At 32.9% G+C, this 14,371-nt stretch carries 13 protein-coding genes and 1 pseudogene; all 14 read right to left on the bottom strand.

Annotated elements, in window-relative coordinates; translation table 11 throughout:
- Position 1: 1 nt before the first annotated feature.
- Positions 2 to 1,216 (bottom strand): hypothetical protein, encoded by a 1,215-nt coding sequence (locus ENO17_06915; GenBank protein HER24761.1) that lies wholly within the window; start codon positions 1,214 to 1,216, stop codon positions 2 to 4.
- The gene (locus tag ENO17_06910; protein HER24760.1) at positions 1,209 to 2,093 is read right to left on the bottom strand and encodes an ABC transporter permease; all 885 of its coding nucleotides are present in this window, start codon (positions 2,091 to 2,093) and stop codon (positions 1,209 to 1,211) included. Before ENO17_06910 ends, ENO17_06915 begins: the two co-directional genes overlap by 8 nt.
- A gap of 1 nt (position 2,094) precedes the next feature.
- Complete coding sequence (gene ftsE / locus ENO17_06905) at positions 2,095 to 2,769, bottom strand: cell division ATP-binding protein FtsE (GenBank protein ID HER24759.1); 675 nt, start codon at positions 2,767 to 2,769, stop codon at positions 2,095 to 2,097.
- A 27-nt stretch (positions 2,770 to 2,796) separates the two neighbouring features.
- On the bottom strand, positions 2,797 to 3,933 hold the full coding sequence (csaB, locus tag ENO17_06900) for a polysaccharide pyruvyl transferase CsaB (protein HER24758.1): 1,137 nt from the start codon (positions 3,931 to 3,933) through the stop codon (positions 2,797 to 2,799).
- Positions 3,933 to 5,930 carry a hypothetical protein gene (locus ENO17_06895; GenBank protein HER24757.1) on the bottom strand — a complete coding sequence of 666 codons (1,998 nt, stop codon included), beginning with the start codon at positions 5,928 to 5,930 and terminating at the stop codon, positions 3,933 to 3,935. Before ENO17_06895 ends, csaB begins: the two co-directional genes overlap by 1 nt.
- A gap of 592 nt (positions 5,931 to 6,522) precedes the next feature.
- On the bottom strand, positions 6,523 to 7,641 hold the full coding sequence (locus tag ENO17_06890) for a sodium ion-translocating decarboxylase subunit beta (GenBank protein ID HER24756.1): 1,119 nt from the start codon (positions 7,639 to 7,641) through the stop codon (positions 6,523 to 6,525).
- A 19-nt stretch (positions 7,642 to 7,660) separates the two neighbouring features.
- Complete coding sequence (locus tag ENO17_06885) at positions 7,661 to 8,074, bottom strand: biotin/lipoyl-binding protein (protein HER24755.1); 414 nt, start codon at positions 8,072 to 8,074, stop codon at positions 7,661 to 7,663.
- 30 nt (positions 8,075 to 8,104) lie between these two features.
- A complete protein-coding gene (locus ENO17_06880) occupies positions 8,105 to 8,473 on the bottom strand; it encodes a hypothetical protein (protein ID HER24754.1) in 369 nt (122 codons plus the stop codon).
- A gap of 170 nt (positions 8,474 to 8,643) precedes the next feature.
- Positions 8,644 to 10,200: pseudogene (locus ENO17_06875) on the bottom strand (methylmalonyl-CoA carboxyltransferase).
- A gap of 129 nt (positions 10,201 to 10,329) precedes the next feature.
- Positions 10,330 to 10,734, bottom strand: coding sequence for a methylmalonyl-CoA epimerase (gene mce, locus ENO17_06870; protein ID HER24753.1), 405 nt, complete (start codon positions 10,732 to 10,734; stop codon positions 10,330 to 10,332).
- On the bottom strand, positions 10,718 to 11,695 hold the full coding sequence (gene meaB, locus ENO17_06865; GenBank protein ID HER24752.1) for a methylmalonyl Co-A mutase-associated GTPase MeaB: 978 nt from the start codon (positions 11,693 to 11,695) through the stop codon (positions 10,718 to 10,720). Before meaB ends, mce begins: the two co-directional genes overlap by 17 nt.
- A gap of 194 nt (positions 11,696 to 11,889) precedes the next feature.
- Complete coding sequence (locus ENO17_06860) at positions 11,890 to 12,294, bottom strand: cobalamin B12-binding domain-containing protein (GenBank protein ID HER24751.1); 405 nt, start codon at positions 12,292 to 12,294, stop codon at positions 11,890 to 11,892.
- A gap of 19 nt (positions 12,295 to 12,313) precedes the next feature.
- Complete coding sequence (locus ENO17_06855; protein HER24750.1) at positions 12,314 to 13,993, bottom strand: methylmalonyl-CoA mutase; 1,680 nt, start codon at positions 13,991 to 13,993, stop codon at positions 12,314 to 12,316.
- 215 nt (positions 13,994 to 14,208) lie between these two features.
- A partial coding sequence (locus tag ENO17_06850; GenBank protein ID HER24749.1) for an Asp23/Gls24 family envelope stress response protein occupies positions 14,209 to 14,371 on the bottom strand: 163 nt, incomplete at its 5' end.

The following is a 14,371-nucleotide window of genomic DNA, read 5'->3' as shown; positions in this document are numbered from 1 at the left end:
TTTATAACCAGTTCATAGGATCAGTAGGTTTGCCCTCTACCCTGACTTCAAAATGTAGCCTAGTGGAAGAAACTCCGCCACTATCACCGGCTTGAGCTATAGACTGTCCCTTTTTTACTTTATCTCCAATATTTATTAAAATTTTAGAAAGATGAGCATATAGAGTAGTCACTCTTCCTCCATGATCAATAATTATTATCTGTCCATATCCTTTTATATTTCCAGTATAAATTACTTCTCCTGAACCTGCTGCATGAACTACCTGTCCGAGAGGTACGCTGATATCTATTCCGGAATTAAAAGTATCAGTATTATAATCAGTATTTTTTTGTCTTCCGTATTCAGAAATTAATTTGCCCTGGATAGGTAAAGCTAAAATTCCCTTCTTAGGCTGAAGTATTATTGTGGGCACTTCGTTCTGAGAGGTTTTCTTGGAATCCTCTTCTTGCTGTTTATAAATTTTTTCTATTATATTTTTTATATCTTGAGAAGATTGCTCTAGCTCTTTTAAAGATTTTAAATAGGTTTCTTTTTGAGAATCTAACTTGTTAATAATGGACTTTTTAGCTTGAATAGAAAATTCAATATTTTCTTTCTCTTTCTCTACTTCTTGTTTTAACAAATTTAAAATTGCTTCCCTGTTTTCCAGTTTTATTTTATTCTCTTCTATTTTTTTCATCTGCTGTCGAATATCCCGGATTACCTCGGCATCTAAAGACAAAATATTTTTAATATATCTAAAACGAGTAAGAAAATCAGAAAAACTTTCACTGTTAAATAGAATTTCCAGATAACCTGTTAAGCGATGTTTGTATATCTCCCTTAATCTGCTTTCTAATAGCTTGGTCTTTTCTTTTAACTTCTCTTTCTCAATAACCGCTTCTTTTTCGGTCGCTATTATCTCTTTTTGGGCAAATTCCAAATCCTTTTCGATAGTTTGTAATTCTTTTTCTGCATCTTGTAAAAGCTTTTCTATTTTAGGAAGTGTCTCTAGATAACTAATTTCCTTTTTTTGCAAATTATTAATTTCATTTTTAACATTCTTGATCTGTTGTTCTATTTTTTCTAATCTCTGGTTTTCCTCATTTATCTTTTGACTGTAATCTCCATTACTATCACTATAACTTAAAAATATAATCAACAAGGTGAAGATTAAAATTAATATTACCATAAAAAATATTTTCTTTTTTATTAGATCTAATTTCTTTTCATGCATTCAAATATTTCCCTACCGAAAATATACTACCTAAAATTCCTACCAAACTTCCTAATAATACGATCGCTATGCCAATAGGTAATAAATCTATATTATCCACCACTAATGGTAAAAAAGGAATGGCTTGATGCACTATATTTATTGCAAAAGAATAAAAATAATATAAAATTATTATAGAAAAAATGCTTGAGATAAAACCCTGTAAAAAACCTTCAATTATAAAAGGCCACTTAACAAACCAGGGAGTAGCTCCAACCAAGCTCATTATTTCAATTTCATTTCTTCTGGCATACACAGTGATTTTAATGATATTAGATATAATCAAAACTGAAGCAAAAACTAGAAGAATTAATACTAACATTCCCGCTCTTCTAAATATATAAGTAAAGTTTAACAATCTTTCAGCTGTTTCCCGGCCGTACTCAACTTCTTCCACTTTTTCTAACTTGGTTATCTGATTAGCAATTTGCTCGATCATTCTTGGCTCTTCTATTCTTATCTCAAAAGAGGCAGGAAGTGGATTTTTTTCAATAACGCCTAATATGTCCTTTTGCTCTCCTAAATCCTTAGATAAACTTTGGTAAGCTTCTTCTTTAGATACAAAATTTACTTCTTTTATTCCCTTTATAGAATTCAATTTTTCTGTTAAAGTATTTAGCTCTGTATTTGAAATATTATCTTCTAAATAAGTGATAATTTCTAATTGAGATTCTAAATTTTCCAAAAATAGATTTAAATTGGCTGATATTAATACAAAGATGCCCACAATAAGTAAAATAGTAGTAATGCTTAATATTGTTGCTATACTCATTAAAATACTTCTTCTAAAACTAAGTAAAGCTTCTCTAAAATAAAATCTCATATTTTCAAAAATCATTTTAATATATTCCTCGTTGGATGTCTTCTATTATTCGGCCTCGCTCCACCCTTATTATTCGTTTTTTTGCTTTATCTATCATCAGTTTGTCATGTGAAGCCATGATTATAGTAGTTCCCCTAATATTTATATGAAATAAAAGTTTCATAATCTCCCAGGAAGTGTAAGGATCTAAATTACCTGTTGGTTCATCAGTAAGCAATATTAATGGTTCATTGGCAATAGCCCGGGCAATACATAATTTTTGTTGTTCCCCACCGGATAATAAATGTGGCTTTATTTTCTTTTTATGCTCCAGCCCTACTAAATTAAGGACCTTTTTAACTTGTTGTTTTATCTCAAAATTAGTTGCCCCAATTGCTTTCAAACCAAAAGAAATATTCTCGTATACCGTTCTATCATAAAGTAATTTAAAATCTTGAAAGATAATACCTATATTCCGCCTTAAATAAGGTATATAACTGGGTTTAAGCCGGGCTATATTTATACCATCGACAATTACCTGACCTTTGGTAGGTACAATCCCACGATAAATTAATTTTAAAAAAGTACTCTTCCCTGCTCCGGTAGGACCAACCAAAAAAACAAATTCACCCTTTTTTATATGAATATTGATATCACGCAAAGCTTGTATTTTATTGGGATAATTTTTGTATACATGAAACATTCTAATCATATTTATGATACTCTCAAAGGTTAAAGGTTATTGGTTTAAAAACTTGTACATCAATTCATTATTAGCAAGGGCTTGTTCTTCTAAATTGATTACTTTTTTTTGTAAAATATTTTTTATTTTATCATTATTTTCTCTAATATATTTTATATTCTCTTGAATATTTTTAAAAGAGATATCTTTATCTGTCTCTATGAGTAGTTCAGACAAGCCCAACTCATCTACAAAATATTTCACTTTTGGATCGTAGTTAAAAGCTAAAAAAGGAATATTCACCATACTGGAAAATATAATGGAGTGAAGCCTTACTCCAATCATCAAAGATAGTCGAGATAAAATAGAAAGTAGTTCTTCGGGTTCAAGTTTTGCTTTAAGTACTTCAGCTTTGTTTTTCATCAAGGATAATATTTCTTCGCTAATATGCACATCTTCATCATATTTAAAAGGGAAAAAAATAATCTTTGCTTTATAACAGTCAACTAAATAATCGGCAGTTTGGGCGAATATTCTTTTCGGATCTAATCCATTACTTTTATATTTTCTCACCGAAAATCCAATCAAGGGACGATTATGAACTGTATTGATCATTTTCTTAATATAAGGATGATTATTCAGAGTTTGATTAATGTTTTTTTTCTTTAGTAAAAAAACAGGATCAGAATTTACAAAGATCGACGGTTTTAACACTCCCAAATTATTCAATATTTTCTGGGAGGGACTATCTCTTAGAGTTATTAAATCAACTTTGTTTAAAGTCCGCTTTATAAGTTTTTTGTTTACATACTTATTTATTGGACCAATGCCTTGAGCATAAATCATAACCGGTACTTTAGTTATTTTTGCGAGCCATATCAATCCCAAGTAATATAATATGCTCCAGCCTTTTCCGGATGAATCTTGAAGTAACCCGCCTCCTCCGCTAATAAAAAGATTGGTATTTCTTAAATTACAGATAATTTTAATAACATTCAGTCGTTTTATAGCTTTAACCTGACAAGATTGAGAGGTCTGCAAAGGCCTGCAAGAAAGAACTACTATCTTAATTTGGGGTATTTTTTCCTTAAAGGCTCCTACCATAGATTTAAGAATCGCTTCATCCCCGGTATTATTGAAACCATAATAGCCGGAAATCATTATCTTTACCATGGTTTTAGACTTCTTGATCATTAAATATTTTCCCTAAATGTTTTTACTAAGTAATAAAATATTGTAACGGCTACTAGTCCTAACGCTAAACCTAACCATATCCCGTTAAATGTACGCAGCATCGAAAACAAAAAGGGAGTATGAAGATGACAAAAGGTATTAATTAAAGTAACCGGACCTATAACACCGATAATAATTATCGGAATCTTGAATTCTTTTATCTTTAAGAAATTCATACTCATGGCCAATAATAAAGCGGGATAACCGATTAAAAATTCTTTATTTCTGGGTCGAGCAATTAAAGTTTTTTCTAAAAATATTCTTATCTTTTCTTCAATGCCCAACACAGGGAGAAAAGAGAAATTCCCTGATCGAGAGATATAAATTACCAAAAATACCGCAAAGAAAAGTATTATAACTACGTGTTCAATAAGAATAGGCTTCTTCATGTTTTCCAAAATCATTAATTTTCCTTTATTCACCTTTAACCATATGATTGCCAGAACCAAAAGTAGAGGAAGCAAATAAGAAATCTTTATTCCGCTAAACTGCTCTATCCCCAACATAAATTTACTATTGCTTAATAAAGCTGCAATCAACAAAGCGCCAGTTAAGGTAATTAAAATTACCTTGAAAAATCCGCATAAAACTTTTTTTATCATCTTGGTAAAACTAAGATTATTTTTAGAAATATTTTGGATATCTTTTAATCTAAAATTATCATTTTCCAGAAAATATTTTTGGTTACTAATAACTGCCAAAGTAGGAAATATAAGAGCTGCTAGTAATGCCATTAGCTTAATTAACAATATCTTTTGATTGAAAAAGAGGAGCATTAAAGAAAATAAAATTCCTAAAATTAACAGAGAATACTCTTGATAGTTTTTTAGGTTGAAGGTATTTTTTAAAAGAATGATGCCTGCAGAAATAACCCCTAGAATCAACAAAAGAATAAATATTTTTGGTTCTTGGTAATTTGCAGAAAGGATACTAGCTTGTCCTGTCTTAAAGCCACTAGCTTTTAACTCTTCTGTTATGGTTTTAATATAAGCTAAATTTTCTTCAATAAGATTAGAATCAGACTTCATAAAGGGTTTAATATAAAAAATCCTTACCTTTCTTTCTTTTGCTGCCCTAATCCATCTTTCTGTAGCTTTTTGTTTAGAAATAATTTCCATTTCTTCTTTAGTGATACTATGGACTCTAACTGCTAAGCCGCTTGCTTGCTGAGCGATTGTCTCAATCCCTTTTTGATCGGCAAATTCTATTATTCCAAAGGGATAATCTTTTGTTTTTAAAAGTGCTGCAGTATGAATCAAATTTTCTTTTGAAGGGTAACCTAAAACCGTTTCCCCTTCAAAAATTATTCCTGAAATCTTTCCGGTTTTTTCACTTTCGCTAAATTTAAAATCTATATCTTGCTTATTAATTTGAGAGAAATTTTTAAGACGTAAAATGACCTGAAACCCATTATTTTTTATCATTTTAACATCTTCTTCACGAAATCCTAAACCCAATTTAGCAAGTTTATCTTCGCTTCCTTTCACCTTTAAACCTAAATTGGGAAGAAAGCCAATATCTCTTACCAGATCTTCTCCTAATTGCCTTTGTAAATTTTCTTTTAAGCGAAAATAATCATTTTTATCATTGCATATAATATAAGCTTCTCCTGGGGAAGGTTTAAATTTTTCAAAGGGATCGATCGAAGTTAAAAAGAAATTTAATTTATTTAGTTCTTGATTAGAAAAATAGAGTATTTTTCCGGAAATAACGAGACTTTCTAGGGTATCTTCATGAATAGCTATTGAATTAATCCCGGACTTTTTTATTTTGGCTAATAGCTCAATTTCATCGCGACCTTCCTGGTAAGATAATTCTCTTAATTCATTCAGGCTCATGACCATTTCTACCTGTTTAAAATTATTCTCTAAATAGGAGCGATGAAAAACAATAACTCCGGCTACCAACAAAGAAATAATAATAAAAAAAACCATAATCGAATAAGATTTTTTCAACATAATAAAATTTCCTTTTCCCTCATTTAATCTCTGGTAAACTGAAGATATTTTAGCATATTTACAATAAGAAGTAAAAAAATCAATTGCTAAATTTTTAAAGTTAGCAATGGATTAATGCTGCGATTGACCAATTCTCCAATTCTCCAATTGAATTAGTCGTTGGAATATATGGATTAACGCAAAGGATAAAAAGAGGGATAATTTCTTTACATAATGACTTTTTCTATATGCTAAATAACTATGCACTACGCACTAGAATACGAGATGCTATTCACGAGTTGGAGATACTGATTTATACTCAATATCCCCCTTCATCATAATTGTGGTTACCATTTAATATTTCCATTCCCAAACAATATTTTTTAGTTAATTTTTTCATCTTATTATTCCTATATCGGAATCTGCTATTTTTTCTAAGGTTTTATTTTCTCCTATAAGTGTAATTCATTATCATCTTAAACTAATTTTACCCATATAATCAATTTATTAATTCCCATATAAATAACGCAGGCTTTAGCCTGCGTTATAAAAAATCAAATATTGCGACTTAGTTTATACTATTTAATACTATCCACAAACACATGAATTAGCTTTATTGGAGTAAAGTCAACATTACTCCTGCAGCAACTGCAGTTCCAATCACTCCGGCTACATTTGGTCCCATAGCATGCATCAATAAAAAGTTGCTGGGGTTAGCTTCTTGCCCTACTTTCTGGGCGACTCTAGCAGCCATAGGCACAGCAGACACACCTGCAGCTCCAATTAAAGGATTAATATTTCCCCCAGTTATTTTATTCAATAGTTTAGCAAATAATACCCCTCCGGCTGTGCCAAAACCAAAGGCAATTAAACCTAATATTATTATTTTAATTGTATTGAAGGTTAAAAAATATTCGGCTTGCATGGTAGCCCCAACACAGGTAGATAAAAATATAGTAACGATATTGATTAATTCATTTTGAGCAGTTTTAGACAATCTATCCACTACCAAACTTTCCCTAAATAAGTTTCCCAGCATTAACATTCCAATAATGGGAACAGAAGCTGGTAATAAAAGACCAATTAAAACAGTTGATATAATAGGAAAGAGTATCTTCTCTGACCGGGATACCGGTCTTAGTTGCTTCATCACTATTTTTCTTTCTTCTGGTGAAGTTAATAATTTCATAATAGGAGGCTGAATGATAGGAACCAATGACATATAAGAATAAGCTGCTACTGCTACAGCCCCCAATAATTGAGGAGCCATTTTAACTGTAAGATAAATTGCTGTTGGTCCATCTGCCCCTCCGATAATTCCAATTGAAGCTGCTTCCTGAATATTAAATCCTAAAAGCACTGAACCAATTAAAGCTACAAATACCCCTACTTGAGCTGCCGCGCCTAAAAGGAAGGTTATCGGATTAGCCAATAAAGGGCCGAAATCAGTCATTGCTCCAATACCCATAAATATTAAACAGGGATATACTTCATGTTTTATTCCCCATGAAATAAAATATAATAAACCACCCTCTTCCATTATTCCGGTAATGGGTAGATTTACTAATATTGCTCCAAAGCCGATAGGTACAAGAAGTAAAGGCTCACATTTCTTTACTATGGCAAAATACAATAATACTCCACCCACAATTAGCATTATTATATTACCACCAGTAAGTTTAGCAAATCCTGAAAGGGTAAATAAGGAAAGGACTTTCATTAAAAGATCCATTTAAATTCTCCTCTCTATTCTAACCTATAACCATTAAGACATCGCCAGTATCTACCATATCATTTACGGCTACATTTATTTTTTTTATATTTCCGGAAGCATTGGCGATAATTTCATTTTCCATCTTCATAGCCTCTAAGATCAATAAAGTATCTCCGTCTTTTACACTGTCTCCTTCAGATACCTTGAGTTGAAGTACTTTACCAGGCATAGGCGCGGTCACTTCTTCTCCGGCTACCTCTGCAGTTGGCGCTTTAGCGGGAGTTAAATTAGATGAAGCCTTCATTACCTTTTGGCTTACCGGTACTTCTTTTACTTTGTTCACAATCGGTTGAGGAACAGGAATAGTTCCCCCTGATGATTCATTCCCTCCCACCTCTTCTACTTCTACCTCATACACTTTACCGTCTACTTTTACTTGGAATTTTCTCATTTTATTTTATCTACTCCTTTATCTTCAATATTAATATTGATTATTTTTTTCTAACATTATTTCTTGTCTCCCCATAGCTGCCCAGGGATTAATTAAAGAGGTATTATATTTTTTTATACTCAGTACTTTAAATCTACTTTGTGGTTTTTCTAAACATGAAGCCACAGCGGTAGCAATGACCGCTATTAATTTGCCTTCAACTTCTTTTTTTGATTCTATCGAAGTAATACTTGATTGTGATGGAGTAACTGTAACTTCTTTAGGTATTTTTTTTTCTTTTTTAATTCCTACAATTTTTTTTAATAATCCCATTACTAAAGCTAATCCACCAAGAACCATAAAGACTAAAATCATATCTATAACTGCTATTTGTATTGCTCCCTTTATTCCTTCAAACATATCTGCCCTATCCTCCTTCTTTAGTTGTTATATGGTTAGTCAGTTACTTAGTTAGCCGGTTAATAATATCTATTGAAAAATATTTAATAAATAATTTATTATTGACGAATTCTTAAAAACAAGTAACTATTTAACTAGCTAACCAAGTAATAAATTAACTATATGCTAATTTAAACTGGGAAATTGCCATGTTTCTTCGCTGGTCTACTTTCTCTTTTTGTAGATAGCATATCAAAAGTTGTTATCAAGCGAGGTCTGGTCTCTCGTGGGTCAATGACCATATCCACATAACCTCGTTTAGCTGCTTCATAAGGATTAGAAAATTTTAATTGGAATTCATCAATCTTCTCCTGGCGTACTTTTTCAGGATCATCTGCCTTAGCTATTTCTTTTCTAAAGATAATATTTGCTGCTCCTTGAGAACCCATTACCGCAATTTCTGCTGTAGGCCAGGCGATAACTTGATCTGCTCTTAAATCTCTACTACACATAGCCAGATAAGCTCCACCATAGGATTTTCGAACAATTAAGGTTACTTTGGGAACAGTCGCTTCGGAATAAGCATATAGTAACTTTGCTCCATGGCGGATAATCCCTCCATACTCTTGCGCAGTTCCTGGCAAAAATCCCGGAACATCTACCAAGGTTAAAATAGGAATATTAAAAGCATCACAAAACCTAATAAAACGGGCAGCTTTATCAGATGCATCAATATCCAAACAACCTGCTAACACTTTTGGTTGATTAGCTATTATGCCAATAGATTGACCGTTTAACCTGGCAAATCCAGTAAGCATATTAGTTGCAAAATAAGGATGGCACTCAAAAAAATCTCCTCCGTCCACGATATAGTTTATTACCTCTTTCATTTCATAAGGTTTATTAGGATCGGTAGGTACAAGATTTAAAAGAGCTTCTTCCATTCTATTAGGATCATCTTGACATTCAATTGCGGGAGCATTTTCCATATTGTTAGAGGGTAAATAACTAATCAATTTTCTTACCATTTAGTATACTTCTTCTTCATTCTCTGCAGCAAAATGAGCCACTCCACTTTTCCTATTATGAGTCATGGCTCCACCTAATTTCTCAGAGGTGACTACTTCTCCGGTTACAGCTCTAATCACATCTGGACCGGTAATATGCATTATCCCCACATTTTTTACCATAAATACAAAATCCATTATTGCAGGAGAGTAGACTGCTCCTCCGGCTGCTGGTCCCACAATAATAGAAATTTGAGGAATTACCCCGGAAGCAATGGTATTACGATAAAATATTTGACCATAACCGCTCAGGGAATCTACCCCTTCTTGAATGCGAGCTCCACCTGAATCGTTTATTCCGATACATGGCGCTCCCATTTTCATTGCCATGTCCATTACTTTACATATCTTGTTAGCATGCATTTCTCCTAATGAACCACCAATAACGGTAAAATCCTGAGCAAAAACATAAATCAGTCTTTCGTCTATAGTTCCATAACCGGTTATAACTCCCTCACCGGGTGCTTCTACTTTATCCATTCCAAAATTACTACATCGGTGTTCAACTAAAAGATCAAGCTCGACAAAACTATCCTTATCCAAGAGAATTCCGATTCTTTCCCGAGCAGTAAGTTTTCCCTTCTCATGTTGGGCTTTTATCCTTTTCTCTCCCCCACCTGCCTTTACTTTTTCTTCTCTATCCCTTAAATTCTTCATTAACTCATCAATTGATAATTTCATTAATTTATCTTACCACCTTTCTCTGTTCTTTTTAAAAGTTCTCGAGTATTCAGAATCCAAGAGTTAGGAGTCAGAGGTATTTTTAATACATCTTCTGGCTTCTGGATTCTGATTCTCTACATCATTTTTTTATTCACTTCTTTCGCTTAGTTCAATAAGAATACCATTAGTATCTTTAGGATGTAAGAAGGCTATCTTTGCGCCACCTGCTCCGTATCTCGGTTTTTCGTCAATTAATCTAACTCCTTCCTTTTTCAATTTTTCTAGTGTTTTCTCGATGTTATCAACTCTAAAGGCGATATGTTGAATTCCTTCACCTTTCTTCTCAATAAATCTTGCAATGGGACCCTCGGGTGCAGTGGATTCTAACAGCTCTAATTCGCTATCTCCTAAAGGCAAAAAAGCAACTTTCACTTTCTGTTCTTCTACATTTTCTTCACCGGTAACTTTCAATCCCAGCATATTGCTAAAAAACTCGCTGGTCTTTTCAATGCTTTTTACCGCAATACCAATATGGTCAATCTTTTCTATCATTTTTTATGCCTCCCTTTGCATAAGAATGCATTACTATGCTTGATAATTTTTCTACAGCAGTGTATGGATCTTCTTCTCGTTTTACTATTTTGGTTACTAACTTATTTAAAAATCCGTTATCAATAAAAGTTGAAAGTATTTCTTTCCATTGTTCTTGAATAAGATCAAATATCTCTTTCTTGGCACTCTCCCGGCGTCTTTGCTCTAACTCACCACTTTCCTTTAGAGATTGGAAATGTCGATTAATCTCTTCCAAGAGTTTTTTCATCCCGACATTGTCTTTAGCTATGGTCTTTAAAACCGGAGGACGCCATCTTCTATCTCGGTTTAAATCCAACATCATTTCTATTTCTGTAACTAAACCTTCACATCCTTCTTTATCGGCTTTATTTACCACAAAAATATCCCCTATTTCCATTATCCCGGCTTTTATGATCTGGATATCGTCTCCCATTCCCGGCATGCTGACCAATACGACTGTATCAGCTACTTTAACTATATCTACTTCTGATTGACCTACACCTACCGTTTCAATAAATATTATATCCTTACCCATCGCATCTAATATCTTAACCGTTGCCTGGGTAGCTTGAGAAAGTCCCCCTAGATGCCCTCGTGTACTCATGCTTCTTATAAAAACACCTTGATCTAAACTAAGGTCCTGCATACGAATTCTATCCCCCAACAATGCTCCCCCGGTAAATGGGCTGGTAGGGTCAATGGCAATTATTCCAACCGTTTTCCCCTGTCCTCTTAAAATTTTGGAAACCTTATCGGTAACAGTACTTTTTCCTGAACCGGGAGGACCGGTTATACCAATTATTAGGGCATTCCCGGTAAAATCATAGAGTTTTTTCAAAATCTCTTGAGCTTGTTTAAAGTTATTTTCTACTAAAGTAATTAATTTCGCAGCTGCTCTGCGATCACCATTAGTTATTTTTTTTACTATTTCCATCTTAATCTAATTTACCTTTTTCTCGTATTGCGTTAAAGCCCCATAATTATTTTTAAAATCATCCTACAAAGATAATCTAATTTTTCAATTAATTTTATTTATCTATCTTTAGCCAAATCATTAAAGCCTTAAATTGTTTTTTCTACACTTTTCTTTTCTTCTATTTATTCTGTTATTCTTTTTCAGAATATTTCTTTATACTAATTTTGCTGTTTTACTTTCTCCTTAATAAACTTAATAATATTACGGGTATCAGTTCCTGGAGTAAATATTTCTGCTACGCCCGCTTTTTTTAATTCGGGAATATCTTCTTCGGGGATTACTCCTCCACCTATAATAATTATATCTTCAATGTTATTTTCTTTTAAAAGTTCCATTATTTTGGGGAAAAGATGAGTATGGGCACCGGATAAAATACTTAATCCAATAACATCTACATCTTCCTGGATAGCGGTTTCCACAATCTGTTCAGGTGTTTGTCGTAATCCAGTATATATTACTTCCATCCCGGCATCCCTTAAAGCTCTTGCTATCACCTTTGCCCCCCGGTCATGTCCATCAAGCCCGGGTTTAGCAATTAATACTCTAATTTTTTTTCCTTCCATTATTTTATTTCCTCCACCTTTAAAGCTTTACAGACTCTTTATATTCACCAAAGATACTTCTTAATACATCACAAATCTCACCCAATGTAGCATAAGATTTGACACAATCTAAGATTATGGGCATTAAATTTTTATCTGTCTTAGCAGACTCTTCCAATAACTTTAAATTTTCTTTTACTTCATTGTTATTTCTTGTTTCTTTTAACTTTTTAAGTTCCTCAACTTGCTGACGTCCAACTTCCGGATTAACTTTTAAAAGACCGTTTGGAGATCCCTCGTTAATCTTGAATTTATTTACTCCTACTACTATCCTTTTACCCTCTTCAATATCTTTCTGGTATTTATAAGCACTGTTTTGTATCTCTTGCTGAATAAATCCCTTTTCAATGGCTTGAATAACACCACCTAATTTATCAATTTTTTCAATATATTCTAAAGCCTTTTTTTCAATTTTATTAGTTATAGTTTCTAGATAATAGGAACCGGCTAAAGGATCAACGGTTTCGGTTACGCCATTTTCATAAGCTAAAACTTGTTGAGTCCTAAGGGCAATCCTTACCGAATCCTCAGCAGGAAGAGCCAGAGCTTCATCTCTTGAATTTGTGTGGAGAGATTGGGTTCCACCCAATACTGCTGCTAAGGCTTGAATAGTAACCCGAACAATATTATTATCCGCTTGTTGAGCAGTTAAAGTGCAACCAGCTGTTTGAGTGTGAAATCTAAGCATTAAAGATTTTTTATTTTTAGCTCCAAATCTTTCTTTCATAATCTTAGCCCACAATCTTCGAGCTGCTCTAAATTTAGCTACTTCCTCTAATAAATCATTATGGGCATTAAAAAAGAAAGATAATCTTGGCGCAAAATTATCAACTTCTAATCCGATTTTTACTGCGGCATCTACATAGGCTATTCCATCAGCTAAAGTAAAGGCAACTTCCTGAATTGCTGTAGAACCTGCTTCTCTAATATGATAGCCACTTATACTGATAGTATTCCATAAAGGCATTTCTTTAAAACAATATTGAAAAATATTGGTAATTAATCTCATTGAAGGAGCAGGAGGAAAAATATAAGTTCCACGGGCAATGTATTCTTTTAATACATCATTTTGGATAGTCCCGTTTAGTTTGTCGGGAGAGATACCTTGTTTTTCTGCTACAGCTATATACATGGCTAATAATACAGTTGCTGGAGCATTTATGGTCATTGAAGTGCTTACTTTATCAAGAGGAATCCCATCAAATAACGTTTCCATATCTTTTAAGGAATCTATGGCTACTCCTACTTTTCCTACTTCGCCTAATGACATAACATGATCCGAATCATAACCAATTTGTGTAGGCAGATCAAAAGCAACGCTTAATCCGGTTTGTCCTTGACCTAATAGATATTTATAACGCTTATTAGATTCTTCAGCTGTACCAAAGCCCGCATATTGTCGCATAGTCCAAAATCGACCCCGATACATAGTGGGTTGAACTCCACGGGTGTAGGGAAATTGCCCAGGAAAATTTAATTCTTTACTATAGTCATACTCTTCTAAATTTTCAGGAGTATATAATCGCTCAATCCTTTCTCCTGATCCGGTAACAAATTTTTCTTTTCTTTCAGGAAAACGCTCGAGCGTTTTTTGGACCATATTGTTTTCCCATTCTTTCCTTAATTGTTTAATTTTTTTTATTTCTTCTTTATCAAACATCTTACACCTCTCTTACAAAATCGTATCCCATTGTTCGTATCTCGTATCTTGTTCAGATTTATTTGAATAAACTTCTGTATCTATTAATTATTAAGGGTTTGATAAATCAAACTTCTACCCATCACTCAATACATATTATTATTTTCTTTTGAAAACTGGATTCTGATTACCGGCTATTATTCTTTTTACGATATACGATATACGATACACAAGATTTAGTACTTTAAATTATAAACAAAAATATTAATTAGAATGACATTTATACCGGTTATATATTCTAATTCCTTTTTCAGACTTTTTTGAATTTTAAATCCAATTTGAGGAATATTTTCCCCATATCTGAGCACCAAACTAATATTTACCAGAATACCTTCCTCT

Source organism: Candidatus Atribacteria bacterium, assembly GCA_011056645.1.
GTDB classification, from domain to species: domain Bacteria; phylum Atribacterota; class Phoenicimicrobiia; order Phoenicimicrobiales; family Phoenicimicrobiaceae; genus Sediminicultor; species Sediminicultor quartus.
The sequence above is the reverse complement of the archived record's forward strand: the minus strand, read 5'-3'. Positions and strand labels throughout refer to the sequence as shown.

What these genes read in the sequence shown, in the direction of transcription:
- ENO17_06880 (HER24754.1), bottom strand. Translation starts at nt 8,473, where the DNA reads ATGTTTGAAGGAATAAAGGGAGCAATACAAATAGCAGTTATAGATATG.
- ENO17_06915 (HER24761.1), bottom strand. Translation starts at nt 1,216, where the DNA reads ATGCATGAAAAGAAATTAGATCTAATAAAAAAGAAAATATTTTTTATG.
- csaB (HER24758.1), bottom strand. Translation starts at nt 3,933, where the DNA reads ATGATCAAGAAGTCTAAAACCATGGTAAAGATAATGATTTCCGGCTAT.
- ENO17_06910 (HER24760.1), bottom strand. Translation starts at nt 2,093, where the DNA reads ATGATTTTTGAAAATATGAGATTTTATTTTAGAGAAGCTTTACTTAGT.
- mce (HER24753.1), bottom strand. Translation starts at nt 10,734, where the DNA reads ATGATAGAAAAGATTGACCATATTGGTATTGCGGTAAAAAGCATTGAA.
- ENO17_06890 (HER24756.1), bottom strand. Translation starts at nt 7,641, where the DNA reads ATGGATCTTTTAATGAAAGTCCTTTCCTTATTTACCCTTTCAGGATTT.
- ENO17_06895 (HER24757.1), bottom strand. Translation starts at nt 5,930, where the DNA reads ATGTTGAAAAAATCTTATTCGATTATGGTTTTTTTTATTATTATTTCT.
- ftsE (HER24759.1), bottom strand. Translation starts at nt 2,769, where the DNA reads ATGATTAGAATGTTTCATGTATACAAAAATTATCCCAATAAAATACAA.
- ENO17_06885 (HER24755.1), bottom strand. Translation starts at nt 8,074, where the DNA reads ATGAGAAAATTCCAAGTAAAAGTAGACGGTAAAGTGTATGAGGTAGAA.
- ENO17_06855 (HER24750.1), bottom strand. Translation starts at nt 13,993, where the DNA reads ATGTTTGATAAAGAAGAAATAAAAAAAATTAAACAATTAAGGAAAGAA.
- ENO17_06860 (HER24751.1), bottom strand. Translation starts at nt 12,294, where the DNA reads ATGGAAGGAAAAAAAATTAGAGTATTAATTGCTAAACCCGGGCTTGAT.